Source organism: Brevibacterium sp. RIT 803 (genome assembly GCF_016892625.1).
Lineage (GTDB): Bacteria > Actinomycetota > Actinomycetes > Actinomycetales > Brevibacteriaceae > Brevibacterium.
The window spans coordinates 16,849-37,200 of sequence record NZ_JAFEMW010000005.1; the positions used below are offsets into that span (position 1 = coordinate 16,849).

Annotated in this window: 17 protein-coding genes; 4 read left to right on the forward strand and 13 right to left on the reverse strand. The window is 62.0% G+C overall.

Annotation, left to right across the window (positions count from 1 at the left end; genetic code table 11):
• Positions 1 to 38 precede the first annotated feature (38 nt).
• The 6 genes from JTF07_RS15725 to JTF07_RS15750 all read right to left on the reverse strand — a co-directional run bounded on the left by JTF07_RS15725 (position 39) and on the right by JTF07_RS15750 (position 6,543).
• Complete coding sequence (locus JTF07_RS15725; RefSeq protein ID WP_204235179.1) at positions 39 to 1,931, reverse strand: prolyl oligopeptidase family serine peptidase; 1,893 nt, start codon at positions 1,929 to 1,931, stop codon at positions 39 to 41.
• Between the two features lie 117 nt (positions 1,932 to 2,048).
• Positions 2,049 to 3,116 carry a M20 family metallopeptidase gene (locus tag JTF07_RS15730; protein WP_204235180.1) on the reverse strand — a complete coding sequence of 356 codons (1,068 nt, stop codon included), beginning with the start codon at positions 3,114 to 3,116 and terminating at the stop codon, positions 2,049 to 2,051.
• A gap of 80 nt (positions 3,117 to 3,196) precedes the next feature.
• Positions 3,197 to 4,105 carry an alpha/beta fold hydrolase gene (locus JTF07_RS15735; protein ID WP_204235181.1) on the reverse strand — a complete coding sequence of 303 codons (909 nt, stop codon included), beginning with the start codon at positions 4,103 to 4,105 and terminating at the stop codon, positions 3,197 to 3,199.
• A gap of 162 nt (positions 4,106 to 4,267) precedes the next feature.
• On the reverse strand, positions 4,268 to 5,131 hold the full coding sequence (locus JTF07_RS15740) for a PPK2 family polyphosphate kinase (protein ID WP_204235182.1): 864 nt from the start codon (positions 5,129 to 5,131) through the stop codon (positions 4,268 to 4,270).
• A gap of 67 nt (positions 5,132 to 5,198) precedes the next feature.
• Complete coding sequence (locus tag JTF07_RS15745) at positions 5,199 to 5,882, reverse strand: trimeric intracellular cation channel family protein (protein ID WP_204235183.1); 684 nt, start codon at positions 5,880 to 5,882, stop codon at positions 5,199 to 5,201.
• Between the two features lie 160 nt (positions 5,883 to 6,042).
• Positions 6,043 to 6,543: an OsmC family protein gene (locus tag JTF07_RS15750; RefSeq protein ID WP_204235184.1), complete on the reverse strand. Its 501-nt coding sequence runs from the start codon at positions 6,541 to 6,543 to the stop codon at positions 6,043 to 6,045.
• A gap of 125 nt (positions 6,544 to 6,668) precedes the next feature.
• Between JTF07_RS15750 and JTF07_RS15755 the strand changes: the two genes are divergently transcribed.
• The 4 genes from JTF07_RS15755 (at position 6,669) to JTF07_RS15770 (ending at position 10,777) form a co-directional block, all read left to right on the forward strand.
• Complete coding sequence (locus JTF07_RS15755; RefSeq protein WP_204235185.1) at positions 6,669 to 8,198, forward strand: molybdopterin-dependent oxidoreductase; 1,530 nt, start codon at positions 6,669 to 6,671, stop codon at positions 8,196 to 8,198.
• Between the two features lie 260 nt (positions 8,199 to 8,458).
• Positions 8,459 to 9,136, forward strand: a complete 678-nt coding sequence (locus tag JTF07_RS15760; RefSeq protein WP_252199867.1) for a fasciclin domain-containing protein — start codon at positions 8,459 to 8,461, stop codon at positions 9,134 to 9,136.
• Between the two features lie 130 nt (positions 9,137 to 9,266).
• Positions 9,267 to 9,896, forward strand: coding sequence for a sigma-70 family RNA polymerase sigma factor (locus JTF07_RS15765; RefSeq protein WP_204235186.1), 630 nt, complete (start codon positions 9,267 to 9,269; stop codon positions 9,894 to 9,896).
• Positions 9,893 to 10,777 (forward strand): anti-sigma factor, encoded by an 885-nt coding sequence (locus tag JTF07_RS15770; protein WP_204235187.1) that lies wholly within the window; start codon positions 9,893 to 9,895, stop codon positions 10,775 to 10,777. The genes JTF07_RS15765 and JTF07_RS15770 overlap by 4 nt, the downstream gene beginning before the upstream one ends.
• A 64-nt stretch (positions 10,778 to 10,841) precedes the next feature.
• Here the strand turns inward: JTF07_RS15770 and JTF07_RS15775 are convergent, their stop codons facing one another.
• The 7 genes from JTF07_RS15775 to JTF07_RS15805 form a co-directional block, all read right to left on the reverse strand.
• Positions 10,842 to 12,233, reverse strand: a complete 1,392-nt coding sequence (locus JTF07_RS15775; protein WP_204235188.1) for an amidase — start codon at positions 12,231 to 12,233, stop codon at positions 10,842 to 10,844.
• Between the two features lie 32 nt (positions 12,234 to 12,265).
• Positions 12,266 to 12,937, reverse strand: a complete 672-nt coding sequence (locus JTF07_RS15780; RefSeq protein WP_204235189.1) for an SRPBCC family protein — start codon at positions 12,935 to 12,937, stop codon at positions 12,266 to 12,268.
• Positions 12,938 to 12,949: 12 nt separating this feature from the next.
• Positions 12,950 to 15,394, reverse strand: a complete 2,445-nt coding sequence (cutA, locus tag JTF07_RS15785; protein ID WP_204235190.1) for an aerobic carbon-monoxide dehydrogenase large subunit — start codon at positions 15,392 to 15,394, stop codon at positions 12,950 to 12,952.
• Positions 15,391 to 15,945, reverse strand: a complete 555-nt coding sequence (locus tag JTF07_RS15790) for a (2Fe-2S)-binding protein (protein WP_252199868.1) — start codon at positions 15,943 to 15,945, stop codon at positions 15,391 to 15,393. The genes cutA and JTF07_RS15790 overlap by 4 nt, the downstream gene beginning before the upstream one ends.
• Before the next feature lie 29 nt (positions 15,946 to 15,974).
• Positions 15,975 to 16,955, reverse strand: a complete 981-nt coding sequence (locus JTF07_RS15795; protein ID WP_204235191.1) for an FAD binding domain-containing protein — start codon at positions 16,953 to 16,955, stop codon at positions 15,975 to 15,977.
• 8 nt (positions 16,956 to 16,963) lie between these two features.
• Positions 16,964 to 18,427: a uracil-xanthine permease family protein gene (locus JTF07_RS15800; protein WP_204235192.1), complete on the reverse strand. Its 1,464-nt coding sequence runs from the start codon at positions 18,425 to 18,427 to the stop codon at positions 16,964 to 16,966.
• Positions 18,428 to 18,597: 170 nt separating this feature from the next.
• Entirely contained in the window at positions 18,598 to 20,286 is a 1,689-nt protein-coding gene (locus tag JTF07_RS15805) for a PucR family transcriptional regulator (RefSeq protein WP_204235193.1), read from the reverse strand.
• Positions 20,287 to 20,352: the final 66 nt, after the last annotated feature.

A 20,352-nucleotide genomic window follows, 5' to 3' on the forward strand; every position in this document is an offset into this window, starting at 1 on the left:
CGTCGAAATCCGTCGCTTGAAGGAATTCGACACAGCGATCAGGGCGTGTCGGACCACCTCGCTGAGGACTCGGTGAGCGCAACGAACCCCAGCTCACGCTCCAACCATTCGTGTTCGATGGCCAGACCCGCAGGTGTGTGACCGGCATCGAACCATTCGATGGAGACGTCTCCCCCGCTTGCCCGCAGCTGTTCGATGTACTTCCTCGCCTGTGCCGGTGGAGTGCGAGAGTCACGCGCTCCCTGAAACAGCACGACTGACCCTTGTACCTGATCCACGTAGCTCGTGGACGAGAGCTTCGCACAGGCCTCCTCGAAGCTCAGTTCACCGTTGGACAGCACCTTTTCCCACACGGGCCTGAGTGCGGCGTTCATCTCCTCAAAGGCAGTGGCCCAATCGGCCATCGCCACCACGGCGAAACCTCCAGCGAAGTACTCGGGCAGCCGGCCCATTGACAACAGCGTGAGGTGACCGCCGTAGGAGGCCCCGGTGACGAACGTCGATGCCGGATCCGCCACGCCAAGTCGCCGCAGGCGGTCCATCACCGCCTGAATATCTGCGATCTCGCGGTCGCCGTATCCGGTCCAGAAGCCTTCTCTGAATTCCCTGCCGAATGTCACCGAACCCCGATAATTGAGCGAAGCGAAGGCGAAGCCCTCTGCCAGCCAGGCCTGCGCCTCGGGAGCGTAGTGGTCGGTGGTGACCAAGTTGGGCCCGCCGTGGATGGACAGGATAGTGCCGCGCACCTCACCTACCGGAATCGCCCACCATAACTGAACAGGTGTGCCATCGGCGCTGGTGACGAGTTCAGAATTGAATGGCACACCCGCGGGCAGCTGGGGTGCATCGATGACGGGAATCGATTCGCCGTGGTGATCGATTCTGACGAGCGCTGGAGGAGTGTTCCACGACTGCTCGAATACAAATACTCCGCCAGCTTGATCGAGGTAGGACTGCGCGCTGTAGGCGAATTCTGCGGCCACATCGGGGTCGGCATAGCTGCCGGTACCCTCACGCACAACGGCGATGCCCCCGCCATCGGTGTCGAGGAGCAGGAGGCGATGAATCCCCTCGTCGACGTGGAGCAGGAGGATCTGCGAATATTCCGGGGCCCAGTCGAGCGCGAGCACTTCACCAGCCAACTCAGTCAAGGGGTAGTCTGTCCGGTCTCCAGTGGACGGTGACCACAGCGCTGGCCTGGCGAAGCCGCTCTTCTCAGTGCTCAACAGCACTCGATCGTCTCCCCGCCGCGGAGAGAAGCGTACGGCCCGGACCGGCCCGCCTTCGCCCATATCGTTGCACACGGCGATCTCCTCACCGGAGTGTGCGTCGACGATGGTGACAGCTGTCCGACGCCAACCCGGATTATGATTCGTCGAGTCAACGGAGAAGAGGCTGGCATCGGCGGAGACGTGCCCGTACCAGGCTTCGTTCTGTGAGGACCAGATGACCTCCGCCTCGCCCCAGGGATGCGCGGGAATCGACAGCAGGTGAAAGCCCTCATCATCGACGATGGTGGCGAGAAGCGTCGACCCATCGGCGGAGAACTCCATTCCTCTGATGACGTAGGGATCACGGTCTGGAGTCAGATGAACACTCGTCGTACCGTCGACCGATTGGGCCACGAGTCCGCCGACCTCAGAACCTCCGTCATCATCGAGGGAGACGATCCAGCGAGAATCGGGTGACAGAAAGGACTCGAAGCTCACGTCACCGGGAAGGATATCGGAGAGCACTGGATCGGCGTTCCCTGCCTCGGGCATGAGCAGACGCCCCTTGACCCCATGGCGATGGTTTTCGATAACAAGGCCAGTGCGCGGGTTTCCCATCGCCGGTCTCACCGTGTGCAGATACGGCGTGTTGAAGCGCATCTCCCATGTCGATGTCTTGCGTCCATTGGTCGATGCGGTGGAGTCGGTGTGAGCGGTCATTGCTTCTCCCCTGTGGTCATAGTGGCGTGATTCTCAGTAATAAGTGATATCTGTGTGGTTCTGAGTCACAGATGCGCGAGTCAGATCTGCAGCTCAGTTGTCGCGAGGACGCATCGGCTACGTGTCCGTCTGCTCGCGAATGCGCCGAATAAGCTCAGCGACGAGGTCGGTCCTTTCGATGATCGATTCGAGATTCGCCCATTCGTGTTCGGCATGGGCACCGTCTCCCAGCGGCCCGAGTCCGTCGAGGGTAGGCGTGCCGAGTGCCGCTGTGAAGTTGCCATCGGATGCACCCCCGACCTCGACACCGTCAAGCGGGGTCTGCCCGAGGTCTGCGGCGACCTCCCGGGCGAGGAGATAGAGCGCCTCGGCGTGCTCACGCTCAAGGGGCGGCCTGTTGATTCCCCCGTCCAGGGCCAGTGCGATCTCGGGATTGCGCGGGAGAATCGACCGGAAAGCGGCGTCGACGCGTTCGAGTTCCCTGAGGGACCAGGCACGGACATCGAAGGCCACCTCGGCGAGTTCCGGGATGGTGTTCACGGCACTACCGGCCGTGGCGAATGTCGGCGACACTGTTGTGCCGAGCGACTTGTCCGACTGGAGCGCGAGCCGCTGGAGGACATCGGCCATCTCTGCGAGGGCATTGGCGCCCTTTTCGGGCTCAAGGCCCGCGTGTGCTGCCCGCCCCTTGATCCCGACGCGGTAGATTCCGGCGCCTCGGCGAGCGATCTTCACCGCCCCATCGAGGCTCGGTTCGAGGATGAGCACGGCACGTGAGCGCGCCGCCGCCTCCTCGATGAGCCCCCGGGAGGTGATCGATCCGGTTTCCTCATCGCCCGTGATCAGGAGAGAGACGTCGTCGCGTCCGCTCCGCCCCTCGGCGGCCAGTCTTTCGAGAGCACCGATGGCCGCCACGAGCCCCGACTTCATGTCGAAGACGCCGGGGCCGCGAGCGCGCCCGTTCTCGACCGTGAAAGGCAGCCGGTCCAGAGTGCCCACTGGCCATACGGTATCGACGTGGCCGAGCAGGAGCATTCCCCCCGGAGCGGTGGCCTCGAAGTACAGATGGTCGACGCCGTCGATCTCTCGGATCTCGCCCTGCCAATCGAGTGCCGCACCGGCCCAGTGCCTGATGAGGGAGAAGCATTCGGCAATCCCTTCCCGGTGCCCGGTGGGAGATTCCACTTCGACCAACGATCGCAAGCGTGCGTGAACGAGCTCGGATTCAGTTTTCTTCTCGCCTACGCGGCCGCCGTGAGTGCTGTTCACGAGCTCCGCCGTCCGTTGGCGGCAGCAAGCGGATGAAAGAACTTCGTGAGTTCGGCGATGACGAACTCTGAAGTCTCTTCTGCCAAGTAGTGATCGGATTGTGCCGCCGCACCTTCGACTGCGGCGGCATACCCCTTCCACACGTCGACGACATCGAAGTTCATGCCGACGTATCCCTGCTCTCCCCACAGAGCCAGCAGCGGCATCCTCAGGCGCAGGTCGCGATCACGGTCGGCGCGATCATGGTCGAGATCGATGGTAGCCGCGGACTGATAGTCGGCCGTGGACGCTTCAACTCCTCCCGGGCTCGTGAAGCACCGTGCATATTCCTCATATGCGTCCGGATCGATCTGGCGACCCCCGGCGTTGCGGCCTTCGAATCGACTGCGCAGCCAGGTGAGAGGGTCTGCCCTGATGAGAGCCTCGGGCATCCCATTCTCCAGGGCGAGGAAGAACCAGTGGAAATAGGAGCTCGCCATAGCGCGGTTCACGTTGTCGAACATGTGCAGAGTCGGAACGATGTCAAGCACGGCCAAGCGTTCGACGGCCTCCGGGTGGTCGAGGCCCAAGCGATGCGCAACGCGGCCGCCTCGGTCATGCCCGACGACGGAGTACTTCTCGAAACCGAGCGACGCCATCAGGGCATGCTGGTCGGCAGCCATCTCCCGCTTGGAATAGGTGCTGCGGTCGTTCGTCTGCTCCGGCTTGTCGGAGTCACCGTACCCGCGCAGATCCCCAAGCACGACGGTGTGGTGCTTTGCCAGCTCAGGGGCCACCAGATGCCACATGTGCTTCGTCTGGGGATATCCGTGCAATAGCAGCACCGGGGGACCGGAACCGGCAATCAATCCGCTGACTCGCACACCTGAGCGCGAATTGCCGATCGGATCGAATCCTTCGAGCATGATGCATGCGCCTTCCGTCTTTGGAAAAACCTTTAGTCAATTCCTTAGACTATCTCAATTGCGCATGGGCAGGAAGGGGTCAGGGCAGGTGAAGACAGGGAGCCTGCAACGCTCAACTGCACCGGAGCACCACCGAGCCCGAGGGCTTCCAGAACCCAAGCCTCAGCTCTCGGCCAGTCGCTCCCGTTCGACGTCGATATCGAAGTCCGCAGCCGGCCACTGGGGGGCGATGTTCCGCAGCGCATTCAGCAGGAGCTGCTGGATCGCCAATCGTGCATACCATTTGCGGTCAGCGGGGACGACGTACCAAGGAGCCGCCTCGGTCGAGGTGCGCTCGAACACCGCCTGATAAGCCTTCATGTAGTCGGGCCACAGGAGACGTTCGTCCACGTCACCCGGGTTGTACTTCCAGTACTTATCCGGACGGTCCAGGCGCTCCATCAGCCTGTCCTTCTGCTCATCCGGGGAGATGTTGAGCATGACCTTGATCATGCGCACACCCGCGTCGGCGAGCTCGGCCTCGAAGTCATTGATGGCGGCGTAGCGCCGCTCGATCTCTTCGTCATCGGCAAGCTCGCGGACCTTGCCGATGAGCACATCCTCGTAGTGAGAGCGATCGAAGACGCCGATCATGCCAGGCCCGGGCACGCGCGATCGGATGCGCCAGAGGAAATCGTGGGAGAGCTCATCCTTCGTCGGCGCCTTGAACGCAGCGAGCTCCACGCCCTGTGGATCGACCGATCCGACGACGTGGCGCACGATCCCGCCCTTGCCTGCCGTGTCCATCGCTTGGAGGACGAGGAGAACCGCTGGCCCCGACTCCTCCTCATGATGGGCCGCGAAGAGTCGTTCCTGAAGATCGTCGAGTTCGGGGATGCAGGCTTTGAGGTCCTTGCGTCCGGATTTCTTGTTGCCTTCGTAGCCGGGGGTCGAACGCGGATCAACATCATCGAGCCGAAACCCTTTGCCTGCCCGCAGCAGCGGCTCCGGATCCTCGGTCCAACTCTGCGTCGTCTTCTCGCTCATGAGTTCATCTTTGCAGGCAGGAGGGTCAGCGTCTATATCTGTGATGATCTCCGAGGGCTCTGCGCCTTCAATCGGGTTTCCGGAAAACCGAAGGCAGCCTCTTCATCTTCCGCTCGGTCTCCCGATACGACCACTGCCGCATCGGCTGCGGTACCCGCCACTGCAGCCTCCAGGCCACCATTCGGAAAGTGAACGCGAGCCCGGCGATGATCAGCGACACCACGTTGCCCAGAATGCCTGTCGCATCGGCGATGAGCGTGACACCGGCTCCGAAGAGTGCAGGGATCAGGTAGAGGTCGGTGCCGGTGAAGATCGCCGGATCCTCACTGGCCACAGCATCGCGCATGAGACCGCCGCCGCAGGCCGTGAGCGCCCCCATGAGCAGCGCCGCCGGATAGGTCGCACCGGCGCCGAGGGCGATCGTCGTACCGGTGACGCTGAAGATGGCGAGCCCGATCGCGTCGAAGGCCACGATCCAGATCCGAGCCCGCGAGACATGCTTGCCGATGAGGTAGATGAGCAGCGTGGCGATGAGGGGCGGGGCCAGATAGATCGGCTGACCGAGCGCGTTCGGCACTCGATCGAGCAGGACGTCACGGATCATGCCCCCACCGATGCCGGTCATCGTCCCGAGGACCAACCCTCCGGTGATGTCGAAGCCGCGTCTGGCGGCCAGCAGAACTCCGGATACCGCGAAGACGAAGGTTCCGGTGAGGTCGAGAGCGAGAAAGACTGCTTCCTGTACGTCCACGACTGACTTCCCTTCCGGCCCATCAACGGCACACCCGACACCGATCGGCGTGCGGTCAGCATTTCCCGACGCCGATTCTCCAACCTCGGCGCCTGGTCACCACTGTAGTATCAGCGCGCCGAGGCGGAGCGTGCCGTCCTCATCCGGGCAGGAATCGGACTCAGCTGAGCTGGAAGTTGTCCGGGTTCTTGTATTCTTCGATCTCGACGCTCGGGTTGCCCTGTCCTTTGAGCAGCTTCGAGATCGGGCACCTGGCATGGGCCCGCCCGGCATACTTCTCCGCGTCTGCGGCAGAGACACCATCGATGGAGATGTAGGCCCGGGGCACGAAGTAGAACCCGGCGTTGGACTCACCGTGCAGGTCGACCTCGACGCGGACGCGGGACTGGGCTTCAACGTCGTTGACCGCCAGCACCACCTTGAGGGTTTCGCCGAGGCAGGTGCTCCACGCCATGGCGAGGAACTGCTCGGGATTGCTGCCCTGATCGGTGTGAGAGGTAGGGGCCGTCGACAGTGTCATACCATCGTCGACTCGCACTTCACCCGAGGTCCCGCCGAGGTTCTCGACCTTGGCGGTATAGATAGGAGCGCTTGCGCTTCTTGGTTCGTCCGAGTCTCCGCTTGGCGCCTGCGGCTCGGCGTATCCTGGGTTCTCAGTCATTGCACTATGCTACGTCAGCTTGACGGCAAGTTCACTGACAATTTCGTGAATGAGGCGCGGCACAGGAACGAATCTTCGCACCCTGATCGTCCATCCGGATCGTCGCCCGCTCCGAATATCTGTACATGAGAAGACCATTTCGCGCCGCCCTCGCTGGGACCGTCGCCACCCTTGTCCTGTTCGGTGCCGCCGACTTGATCGCCCGCGCGTTCGGTCCACCGGCGGCACCCCTGCTGGCATTGGGGCAGACGATCATTCCGCTGGCACCGACTGGCCTCGTCAAACCCGTCATCGACCTCTTCGGCACCAATGACAAGCTCTTCCTCATTCTCACCACAGGTCTCGGCGCGCTGGTGCTCGGAGGGCTCATCGGATGGCTGGCTTCTCAACGGCTCCGTCTGGCCACGGCGCTGCTGTGTGTGGCCGGGCTTGTTCCCATCATCGTCATTCTCATCCGCCCCGAGTCCAGTGTCGTCGACATCATCCCGACGCTTATCGGGCTCGCCCTTGGCTTGGCCGTCTTCCGACTCCTGATGAGCTTTGGAACGAGCCGCACTGAGACAGGGACGGCTCCAGCAGCAGAGCCATCTCGTCGCCGTTTCTTCATCATCACCGGCATCATCGGGACCGCGGGTGCCGCTGCGATGGCGGCCGGACAGACCGTGGCCGCATTGACTCTGGATGCGGGAGCCGCGGTGGCCAAACTGGTGCTCCCGAAGCCGGCGACGACAGCCCCTCCGATTCCCACCTCGGCGCATCCCGATGTCAAGGGTCTTGCGCCCTTTCTCACGGACCCCAAAGACTTCTATCGCATCGACACGGCACTGGCGCCCCCGGTCATCGACCCACAGGAATGGTCGCTGAGAATCCACGGCATGGTCGAGACCGAAGTGACTCTGACGATGGACGATCTGCTCGGCCTTCCTCTCGACGAACACCACATCACGCTCACCTGTGTCTCCAACCCCGTCGGTGGTGACCTGGTCGGCAATGCCACCTGGTTGGGCTATCCCGTGCGTGAGCTGCTGCGACGGGCGAACCCGAACAGGGACGCAGACATGGTCCTTTCCCATTCCATCGACGGGTTTTCGGCCTCGACGCCGATCGAAGCCCTCACCGATGACCGGGACTCCCTGCTGGCGGTTGGAATGAACGGCAGTCCGCTTCCTCCCGAACACGGCTTCCCCGCCCGCCTCGTCGTTCCCGGACTCTACGGTTTCGTCTCGGCGACAAAGTGGGTCACCGAACTCGAAGTCACTCGTTTCGATGAGAAGACGGCCTATTGGACTGATCGGGGGTGGGATGCCAAGGCGCCCATCCTCGTCGCGTCGAGGGTCGAAGTGCCGAAGCCGTTGGCCAAGGTGCCTGCCGGTGATGTGTCCGTCGCTGGCACGGCATGGGCGCAGCGCAGCGGCATCAAGCGAGTCGATGTGAAACTCGACGATGGGGAATGGACCTCGGCAGAACTCGGCGATGAGGTCACCATCGATACCTGGCGCCAGTGGAAGACGGGTTTCAGCGACGTCGATTCCGGATTGCACACCGTCACGGTCCGTGCGATCGATCAGGACGGAAACGTCCAGACCCCGAAGCGCAGGAAGTCCATTCCCAACTCCGCGACCGGTCACCACCACATCCAGTTCAGTGTCGAGTAGAGCGACCCTCAGTCACGCACCGAACTACACCGTTACGGCCCCAGACTCCCCATTCAGGCGGAGCCTGGGGCCGATCTGCGCGGGTCCGAGGATTTTGCAGAGGGCTCCGGGAAAAGAAGTCCAAAGAATCTTTGAAAATCACCCATCCAGAACCAGACGGGCTGCGAATACCAGGTACACAGCGAGCAATGAAGGCAACTTCAAAGCTGTGCGCTGATACGCACCACCGTTGATGCATGACCTCAATTAGGAGAAGAACGATGAAAACGCTGCTTCGCACTCGCACCACCACCATCCTGGCCGCCGGCGCAATCGGTCTTATGGCTCTGAGCGGCTGCTCGGACATGGGCTCCGACTCCGAGTCAGGTGATACCGAGACCAAGTCCAGTGACACCGCAGAAAGCCCTGCGGCATCGGAAGAGTCAGGCGACGACGCCATGGCCGGCGGGGATCTCGTCGGACCGGACTGTGCTGCCTACGCCGAGGCCAATCCCAAGGGCGGAGGATCGGTCGAAGGTATGGCACAGGATCCTGTCGCCACAGCGGCATCGAACAACCCGATGCTCAAGACCCTGACCAAGGCCGTTTCGGGCAAGCTCAATCCCGACGTCGACCTCGTCGACACTCTCAACGGAGACGAGTTCACCGTCATCGCACCCACCGATGATGCCTTCGGCGACGTCCCCAAGGACGACTTGGATGCGCTGGCCAAGGATTCGGACATGCTGACCAAGGTTCTCACCTATCACGTCATCCCAGGAAAGCTGGCGCCCGACGAGATCGCCGGTGAGCACGAGACCGTCGAAGGTTCGAAGGTGACCATTTCCGGTGAAGGAGACGACCTCAAGTTCGACGATGCCGGTCTGGTCTGTGGTGGCGTGGCCACCTCGAATGCCACCGTGTACATGGTCGACAGTGTGATGATGCCCTCTCAGTGACACCAGAGTTTGACGAGGCAGTGGCCAAGGACCGATTTCGACAGCTCGGATCGGCCCTTGGCCACCACCTTTTTCATACGATGCGTGGACAACCGACGAACAGAAGCCGATCGAATGACATGATTGGACAATGAGTTCAGATGATCCTACGGCTCCAGGCCATGGACCCCCGGGATATGATGCCCGAGCGTCAGAGGGCACCGTCGCCACAGCAGCAGACCCGAGCAGCGCCCAGCTGCTGCGGATCGCAGCCGGTGACAGGTCCGCTTTCGAAGAACTCTTCGTGGCGCAATCGCGCATACTCATGGCCGTGATCCTGCGGATTGTGAGAAGTCAGTCGCTTGCTGAGGAGGTGCTCCAGGAATGCTTCGCCGAAGTGTGGACCCGGTGCTCAGGATTCGACCCACAACGCGGGACGGGCAGGGCATGGCTGATCACGCTGGCTCGTCGGAGAGCCATCGACTGTGTCCGCAGTGTTCAGGCCCAACAGGATCGCGACTACGCCGACGGCCTGAGATCGTCGGCGGGAGAGGGCGAGCAGGTCGAACAGACGGTCATCGACAGATCCGAGTCGGAAAGAACCGTCACAGCGCTGAAGATACTTCCCCCGGACCAAGCACAACCCATCGTCATGGCCTTCTACCAAGGCCTGACCCACGCTGAGATTTCGGAGAATCTCAAGGTGCCCCTCGGCACCATCAAGTCACGAATCAGAGACGGAATGAAAAAGCTGCGAGAAGAGTTGGAGGTAAGCCGATGAGTGCCGATCGCGACTATCTGGCTGCCGGGCTGGCTCTGGGCGGACTCAGCGAAGCTGAGCTTGCCGAGGCGCAGGCTCTCGCAGACACCGACGCTGATTTCCGTTCCGAAGTCGCCGAGTATGAAGACACTATGGCGCTCATGGCCGAATCCGATGCAGGAGCATCTGAATCCTCAACCACAGATGCCTCTGAACCCATCAGTGCAGCCACCTGGAACGCAATTCTCGCCATCCCGAACACACATGATCAAGAGGATGCCGCCGCGAAACCACCGAGCCTGGAACAGGCTGGTTCTGAACAACAGCAGGCTCAGTCATCAGTACCGACCCAACTCAACGCTCCGGCTCAACCCGCATCGCAGGCAGACGATCAGCCGGCCTCGGACGTGCCACCGCCTGCAGACCTGGCCGAGCGCCGTCGGAAACGCAGCGCCTGGGTGCCGATGGCGGCAGCCGCTGCCGCTGTCATCGTCGCCGCCGGCGTCGGAGTGAGTTCCTGGCAGAAGCAGAACGAGCTGGAAGACGACCTGGCAGCTGCTCAGCAACAGCTCGACGACTCGGCTCGTCTCATGGAAGCCGGCGATCTGAAGACCAGCACTGCCGAGCTTCCCGAGGGCGGATCAGTCACTGTGGCCTCGTCCGAGAAGGAACAGCTCATTCGCCTCAGTCCTCGCGACGTCGAAGTCTCTCCTGCAGGAAAATCCCTGCAGATGTGGGTGATCGGCGATGAGGGCCCGGAGAGTGTGGGGCTGATGACGAACGCACCGGTGACCATCGCCGATGAGCCTTTCGCCAAAGGAAGCCTGTTCGGCGTCACTGTGGAACCCAAGGGCGGGTCGGAACAGCCGACCACCGATCCAATCGTGGCCATCGGCCTGTAGGCAGTGGCCATTGTCGAGATGCCTGGAGGCATCGGGCCTTCGTGACGTTCGGAAGGCTGAAACCTCAGAGCGACGGATGGGTCCGAGCGTGGTTGGTGACGTTCTCGAAGGCCTGTGCCACCTCGAGCACTCGCTTATCGGCACCGACGGGGCCGATGATCTGCAGTCCCACCGGCAGCCCCGTTGCGGAGAATCCAGCCGGCACGCTGATCGCCGGGCATCCCGTTGCTGAGATCAGGCTTGTCGCGTGGACCCACGCCATGTAATCACTGATCGGTTGGCCACAGAGGCTGTCCGGATGGTCGAGTTCGGCTGCAAAAGGTTCCACCTGACTTGTGGTCGTCACCAGCACGTCGTGACGCGAAAAATAGTCCTGCATCGCCACCCACAGCCGAGCACGAGCGTCGTCAAATGCGAAGAGCTCCTCCACACCCAAGTTCAACCCAGCTTGAATGTTGTCCCGGAGCGAACTTTTCATCTCGTGCGCATGGCCCCCAACGAGTTGCCCATAGTTCTGAGCGAATTCGTAGGCCCTGGCCACGCGGAACACCTCGACAGCATCGTCGAGTGCTGGGGCTTCGTGACTCAGTCGGGCACCCAACCCGGCCAGCACAGGACCTGCTGCTCCGACAACCTCAGCTACCTCGTCTTCGACCTCGACCTGGCCACCCAGATTCGGCGCGAATCCGATCGCCCATCCCGACAAGTCCTTCCCCGAATCCAGCGTCGAGAACCCTCCCGACTCCACGCGCGCAGCCGGTCCCATGCGATCAGGTCCGCTGCAGAGATCCATGAGCATGGCGATATCGGCAACCCTGCGAGCCATGAATCCCGGTTGGCTCAGCCACTCCCACGGGTTGCCTGGAGACACATGCGGTATCCAGCCGTTGGAAGGGCGCAGGCCCACAATATTGTTGAATCCAGCTGGCAGACGCAGTGACCCTCCCGTATCCGAGCCGTCTCCCGCTGCCTGGACCCCGCAGGCGATCGCTGCCGCGGCGCCGCCGGACGAACCGGAGGCGGACAGAGCGGTGTCATAAGGGTTACGTGTCGTCCCGAACACGGGGTTGGTGGTGTGGGCGCCCGCCGCGAATTCAGGCACATTGGTTTTGCCTGTGCTGATCACGCCTGCCGACTTCAGTCTGGACACGATGAGGGCATCCCGGTTCGGCACGTTCTCAGCAAAGATCGGGGAACCGAATGTCGTCCGCATCCCAGCGGTCTCGTGAGTGTCCTTATGCGTCATCGGGATGCCTGACAAAAGAGGAAGGGCCGATCCTCGGGCTCTGAGCTCATCTACCTCCGCCGCCGAGGCGAGCGCACCGTCTGCATCGACTGTGATCACCGCGTTGACAAAAGGATTGATCTCGTCAATGCGGAGGAGGTGCGCCTCGACAAGTTCTCGAGAACTCAGTTGACGAGTCGCAAGTGCATCCGCAAGTTCAGCGAGGGACATCCATCGGATGTCCGATTCTGCACCAAGCGACACTAGCGGCGTCCGGCCAACAGCCCGACGCAGACTCCGAGCAGGGCCGCACCGGCGCCGACGGCTGCACCCGCCAAGAACTCGCTGCCTCGCACAGACGTCCCGAGCACTGACCCGGCAGGCTCAGTCACCGGCGTTGCCGGACCTGCAGCCGCTGCAAGACCTGACGATGCTGCGGGCACTGCAAGGACATCAGGGGCATCGGCTGTGGCTGTAACGGCTGGCTCCTCGACTCCTTCGTGAATGGCCCGATCGATGTCTTTGAAGAATTTTGTGGCGATGCGTTTTGCCACGCCGGACAGCATTCGCTGGCCGACGCCGCCGATGGCTCCGCCCAGAACGGCGTCGGCTTCCCAGGTGACCTCGGTACCACCGGCTTCGCCAGGTGCCAGCGCCACGGTGATATCGGCACCGATGGTCCCCGGCCCGCCAGAACCCTTGGCAGTGAGGACGAACGACGTCGGTGGCTGCTCTTGCGAGAACGCCACCGAGCCTTTGTAAGTGCCTTTGATCGCCGCCACACCCATGGTCAGAATCACGTGATAGGTGTGGTCGTCTACCGGAGTGAAGCCTTCGACTCCAGGAATGGTGGCCGCGAGGATCCGGGGGTCGTGGAACGCAGCATATGCGGTGTCAGGATCGGCAGTCATCTGAGCGACGGAAGAGATGTGCATGTGGCGCAGTCCTTACTTGTGTCCGGCAGTGGATGGGGGTGCAGAATCGGCAGATCCGAGGCCTCCGGCTTTCGGGCCAGGTACTTCACCGGCCGCATGCTTATTCCGCAGTTCCCAGAGTGTGGAAGGATCAAGTGGCATGGCACGGATGGGGAAGCCTTCGGCGTCTTCGATGGCCGATGCGATTGTCGTGGCTGTCGGAATTGTTCCGGCCTCTCCTGCACCTTTGATGCCCAGGGGGTTGAGCGGGCTGGGAGTCTCCAGATGATCGGTCTCAACATAGGGAATCTCAGACGCGAAGGGCATCAGGAAGTCCATGAAGGAAGCATTGAGCAGCTGCCCGTCCTCGTCGTAGGCCATCCGTTCGTAGAGCGCTCCTCCCACACCTTGGGCGACACCGCCATGGACCTGTCCTTCGACGACCATCGGGTTGATCATCGGCCCGCAGTCGTGGACGACGCAGTAGCGAAGGATCGTGATGTCGGCAGTCTCTGGATCGGTTTCGACGATCGCGGCATGCATGCCGTTGGCCACGGTGGACCGCAGCGGCGAGAAGAACTCCTGCTCTTCCAGGCCCGGCTGCTCGCCCGGCTTCACTGAGGGTTCCTCTGCGTTGGACTCCTTGGCGAACTGGGTTGCGGCCTTGGCACTCTCATCAAACGCGTATCGCAGGGGATTCGACAGAACCGACACCGCGGCCAAGGGCATGGCGGCACTGGGGTCGCCTTTGACGGAGATGATCCCATCAATGATCTCCAGATCCTCCGGATCAGCCTCCAGAGACTCACCGGCAATCGTCAATGCCTTGGCCTTGACCTTCTGAGCCGTCAGGTGCAGGGCGTTGCCTGCCATCACGGCTCCTCGCGATCCCCACGTCCCGACCGAGTACGGAAGTTTGCGGGTGTCTCCTGTCGCCACATGCACTGTGTCGATGGGCACGCCGAGAGCATCGGCGACGATCTGAGCGAATACAGTCGCATGCGCCTGTCCGTGGGTTGTCAGCCCAGTCCAGACGTTCACCCGTCCAGAGGATTCGACCTCGATATGACCGCCTTCATAGGGTCCGGCACCGGTGCTCTCCACATAGCATCCGATCCCCAGACCGACTGTGCGGCCCTCGGCTCTGGCCTGGTCCCGATAGGCTTCGAAATCGTCCCAACCGACGAGGGCTTTGAGCTTGTCGAGGGAGGTCACGAAGTCACCCGAGTCCAGACAGCCTTCCGCACCGTCTTGCATGGTCACTCCCATCGGATGGGGGAACTCGCGGACGAAGTTGTTCAGTCGTACCTGTGTGCGATCCATTCCAAGTTCGTCGGCGATGGCGTCGACGGTGCGCTCCATCATGAACACCGCATGGGCGCGACCGGCGCCTCGATAGGGAGTGACCATGACAGTGTTGGTGTACAGAGACCAGTATTCGACTCGATAGTTAGCGATGTTGTAGGGGCCCGTGACATGCGTCGACGTGTTGAGCGGGACGATGACGCCGTAAGGAATGTAGGCCCCGTTGTCGTGCCAGAACTTCACATCCAGGCTGAGAATCCGACCGTCATCGTCGAACCCGACTTTCACACTCTGAGTCTGTGCTCTCTCATGCGCCGAGGAAATGAAGTGTTCGCGCCGGTCCTCGGTCCATTTCACCGTCGTTCCAAGTGCCCTGGCGGCACACGCCACGGCCAGTTCTTCCGGCCAGGGGTGGTTGATCTTGACTCCGAAGGCACCGCCGACATCGGGGGTGATGACTTCGACGCGAGTCAGGGGGATCTCCAGCCTCGCTGCCAACGCAGCTCGCAACCCGGTGCTGGTCTGGGTTGAGGAATGGACCTGGAGACTTTCGTCCTCCCGGTTCCAGGCTGCGATGACGCCTTTGCCTTCCATCGGCATGCAGGCGCTGCGCTCGAACTCCAGGTCAAGGTCGAGAGTATGTGGGGCCCGGTCCAACCCCGAAGCAACGTCCCCGACCTCTTGGACGTAGTGGGCTGCCACGTTATCGTCCATTCCGGCGTGAACGATTCGCTGCCCTTCACGTGACTGTTCGACACCGACGATCGGGTCGAGGAACTCATAGTCGACCTCGATCCTCCCAGCCGCGTCTTCAGCGATGTAGCGGTCGCGGGCGATGACCATGACGATCGGTTCGCCGACGAAGTTCACGTGGTCTTGGGCCAGGGCGAAACCGGTGTGAGGTGCCACGATGGATGGGTGGGGGATCAACATGGGCAGGCGATCTGCTGCCTGACCGGGCAGATCTTCGTGGGTCCAGACAGCGATGACGCCTTCGACGTCGATGGCACCTGTGACGTCGATATCGACGATGTCGGCGTGGGCATGGGGGCTGCGCACGAAGGCCGCGGCCACGCTGCCGTTGGCCAGATCATCAAGATATCGACCATTACCGGTGACCAGTCGCGGATCTTCGCGACGTTTGATCTTCTGGCCGAACATACGCGTGGTCATTGAGACACCTCCGGGGCGTCCTTGCCACAGCAATCCTGGCCACAGCCGCCACGCAGTTCGGCCGTACGCTGCACTGCCTTGACGATGTTCTGGTAGCCGGTGCACCGGCAGAGGTTGCCGGAGATCGCCTCCCGAGCCTCTTCTTCGCTCGGGTGCGGGTTTTCGTTCACGAAGGCGTCGATGGTGGTGATGAAGCCCGGAGTGCAGAAGCCGCATTGCAGCCCATGGGAATCGATGAAGGCCTGCTGCACGTCGGCAGGGTTCTCCGGATCGTCTCCGATTCCTTCAACGGTGGTGACCTCATGACTCTGTGCGCTGGCGGCAAAGATCAGACAGGACCGGATCGGATCACCGTCAAGCTGCACTGTGCAGGCACCGCAGACCCCGTGCTCGCAGCCGACGTGGGTACCGGTCAGTTCCAGATCCTGACGCAGCACGTCGGAGAGAAGTTTGCGATCCGGCACATCGAGGACATGGTCTTTGCCGTTGACGCTCAACCGGATGGTCGATCTCGGTTCGGCCGCTGCCTCAGCAGCGCTCATCTGGGTCATCGTGCTTCCTTCTCCTTGCCTGTCGCTGCTCACTGTCCACCGCTGAGGACTGACACACCACGCGCGTTCTTGGGCCTGCTCAATCGCTTGAGCAGGCGTCCAGCGAGGACTCCGGTGAGATGCCGGCGATAATCGGCGCTGGCGTGGATGTCTCCCTCCGGGTCAATGAAATCCTTGATCGCCGAGGCGACAGCGTCGACGATCGTATCCACACGATCCACGGGGGTGCCCGCGACGACGTCGTCGAGTTCAATGATGTCCGGGGTGTCCGTGACTGACACGAATCCCGCCTTCAGCCCTGTGATCGTGGCCGCTGTGCCTGCAGCCCCGGAACTGGCAGGGTCGACATTGTCGACATAGTCTGCTCGGTCGGAAGTGCTGGCAAAGTCAGTGTTGTCGGTCGACATGATCAGTCCGACCCCGGCCAGCCCGTAGTCACCGCTGCGGCGCGCCAGTTCGTCGAATCCGGCCCTCTGTCCTGGCTGCAGGGAGGGGAAGCTCGCCTCGGTGATGAGCTCCTCGGGTTCCAGACTGGTCTCCAAGGGACCGACGTTGAGTTCGTCTGCGGTGAGTGTGCGGGTACCGGTCAGACTCCTGACCTTCACGCGGCCACCCGTCAGCGCCAGAATCATCGGCATCTCACCGTTCGGGTCGGCATGGGCAATCGAGCCGACTGTGGTTCCCCGGTTCCTTATCGCCGGGTGAGCGACGTGTCCGAGCGCTTCACCGAGAACCGGATTCGCGCAGGCGGCACCCGGGTCGCGCTCGAGTCGTCGGTGACTCACGAGCGCACCGACCGTGATCTCCGTCTCCGTTGCTGTCAGTCCGTCGAGCCCCTCGACGGCAGTGATGTCGATGAGGTTCTTCGGAGATGCCAGGCGCATATTGAGGACCGGAACCAGGCTCTGTCCCCCGGCGATGATCTTTCCATCTGATGCATGCGCTGCAAGCAGCTCCAGGGTGTCCTCAACGGTCTTCGGACGGTGAATCCTCAGAGGAGAAGGCTTCATTGTCTCAGTCACTCATCTTTCGTTCTGCGAAGCTTGCGATCTTGTTCGAGGTCAGCGGTGACCCGGGCCCTCTGCCCTTCGCCTCCAATGTTGAGCCCAGCACCATCAGCCGGATCATCCAGCAGTTCTTTCGGCGCCAGCCAACGCGCAACATGGTACATGACCAGCATCGATATCGTACCCAGGGCAATTCCGGAGAGGACGAAGTCGTCAGTGAACTCCAGGCTGACGTCACCGATGGCGATGATCAGTCCAGCCGCGACCGGAACGATGTTGAGCGGGTTGGCGAAGTTGACTCGGTTCTCGATCCAGATCTTCGCACCCAGCATGCCGATCATTCCGTAGAGGACCACCGTGATGCCGCCGAGGACTCCGCCCGGAACCGATGATATGAGTGCGCCGAACTTCGGTGAGAAGCCGAAGCAGATGGCAACAAGGGCAGCCACCCAGTAGGCAGCGGTGGAGTAGACGCGTGTGGCCGCCATGACTCCGATGTTCTCAGCATAGGTTGTCGTCGGTGAGCCTCCGACCGAGGTGGCGACGACAGTGGCGACACCGTCGCCCAGGACCGCGCGACCCATGTATTTGTCGAGCTTCTCACCGGTCATCTCCTCGACGGCTTTGACGTGTCCGGCGTTCTCGGCGACAAGGGCGATGATGCCCGGCAGCATGACGACGATCGCTGCCGCGTTGAAGACAGGAAGGTGAACTCCGACGACACCTGCAGCAGTGTCGGTCATGGGCGGGAACCCGATCCACGCGGCTGACTCGATGGCGGAGAAGTCGACGCGGAAGTGCGTGGTCACTTCCCCGGCTGCTGCGCTGAACGAGGTGATCTGACCGAACATCTTGTCGAAGAGCCAGGAGACTCCGTAGCCGAGGATGAGGCCGAGGAACACTGCGATGCGACCAAGGAATCCTCGCGCCCAGACGGAGAGGAAGACGATGAAGACCATGACGATGACCGCGACCCACTGGTCCTGGGGCCAGTAGGTGTTCGCGACGACCGGGGCCAGGTTGAAGCCGATGAGCATGACCACTCCGCCGGTGACGACGGGTGGGAGAACCTTCGTCAGCGCGGATGCCCCGATGTAGTGGATGAACACACCGACGAGAGCGAGGATGACGCCAGAGATCATGATCGCACCGGTCACCTCGGCGGGGGTGCCGCCCTGTGCGGTGACAGCGGTGACGCCTCCGACGAATGCGGCGGAGGTGCCGACGTAGCTGGGCACCTTGCCCTTGACGATGAGAAGGAAGATGATGGTGCCGAATCCCGACATCATGACGGCCAGCTGGGGGTTGAGCCCCATGATGATGGGGAACACGAAGGTGGCCCCGAACATGGCTACCACGTGCTGAGCGCCAAGGCCGATCGTTCGACCCCAGGTCAGACGCTCGTTGGGTTTGACGAACTCGCCTGGGGCGACAGTCTTGCCATCCCCGTGCAACGTCCATGAAAACATCGACATGTGTTTCTCCTCATCGTTGAGAAAGGCCCGGTGCAGACATTTCGACACGTGTGTTCCTGCAGCCGCCGGTCACGAAACATCTCGACTCACACCCCGACTCTATTGGGATGCTGAGGCACACATCACGTCAGATCCTGCCAAATATACCCATGGCTCGTCGGCAGTCTTTGCTAAGGAAGCTTCACGATCTGCAAGGCCAAGGACAGCGAGAGGCGGAGGTTGGGATCCTCGGTGAACGGACCGAGCATGTGTTCGAGCTTGGTGATCCGGTATCTCAGCGTGTTGTAGTGGAAGAACAGCGACCGCGCCGTTTCGGCCACATTGAGGTTGTGATCGAGCAGCGCCTGCAACGTGGTGCGCAGTCCTTCGTACTCTTCTTTGTCGTCTCCTGCCAGTGGGCCGAGGACCTCGCGCGCAAAGCTGCGCAGCTCGTCCTTCTTCGTCACCTGAAGGAGCAGCCGGTAGACGCCGAGGGAGTCGTAGTGGCTGAGTCCCTGACCACGCTCCAACTGGCGTCCGACCTCGAGTGCGCGCATCGCCTCCTGATAGGCCGCCGCCAGGCCGGACACGTCTGCCGCGGGACGTGAGATACCGACCGAGAACTGCCTCCTGCCTCCCCCACCGTATCCGCGCACATCCGTGATGAAGGACTTCAGTCGTGCTGTGATCTTGTCCGCACTCTCTGCCGAGAGCAGCAGGATGACCTGATCTCCTGACCCGACGACCGCAGCCGCGGGATCGTCCTGGGACACGACTTTCGTCCAGGCGTCGGCGAAGAGGGACTGCATCGTCCGCTTGTTCTCAGCATCCGTCTGGTCCGCCTCCGAATCCACCTCGGCGACTGCCACATTGATGGGTCGGGCCAGGTCCCAACCCAGCGAGTCGGCATGGGAGAGCACTCGGTCTGTGGAAGCAATATGGCCTCGCAGCACCTCGAGGACGAAGTCTGTGCGGTACTTGCTTTCGACCGCAGTGATCGCCTGCTCCCGGGTGATGACAAGCGCCGCAGCTGCGGCGGCCTGTTCTATGAGCCGGAACTCGGGAGCCTTGAGCGCGCCTTCGCCGAAGGCAACGATGCGGCCCAGAGTCTTGTCTCCACCTTCGATGGTGCAGTTGCCCCACACAGATGTCCGGCCCGCGCGGGTCCGGCCCCTGCGCTCCAGGCCCGCGGGTTCGTCCTCAACTCGGAAACGGCCAGACTTGTCGAAGCAGACCAAGCTCACCAGATCCTCGTCAAACGCTGATTGAGCCTCGGTGTACATCGAATGAAGCCGCAGGCAGCGCACCCGACCGTCCAATGTGGTGACCGCGGCGGCCACACCAATCCGTTCTGCCACCATCTGACAGACGTCTTTGAGGTCACCGTCGTTGATGACGACGTCGACGAGCTCCCGCATCGTCTGCTCCGTCTTCCGGATCAGTTCGGCCCGGCGATCAAGGTTGCTCGACAGCACTTCATGCATGATCTCGTCGAACCCGACACCGTCACCGAGGTGGATGATCGGCAAACCGAGCCGGTTGGCTTCCGCGAGAGCAGCGTCGGGAATCTCGGTGAGATATCGTCCCGGCTTGATGCAGACGGCGGACACGCCGCTGCCCTCAAGGGTCGTCAGGAGCTGGGCGATCTCCTCGGGCCGGTCCCGCAGCGGATAGGCGGTGGTGAGGAGCAGTTCGCGGGGCTTCACCCAGGGAATGATGTCAGGGACTTCCATCACATTGGTCAGTTCGACCAGCCGATCAAGCCCCTGTTCCCCCGCAACGATCTCGCCGCTGCGCATACTCGGCAATCCGAGCACGTCACGTACGGACAGGCAGGCTGAAATGGAGGCACCCTCATCGACTGGCAAATTTTGATGCACATCTAGGCCATCCTTGGCACTATTTGACATGCATTGACGATAGCAGGTCACGATAACCTGTCGAAA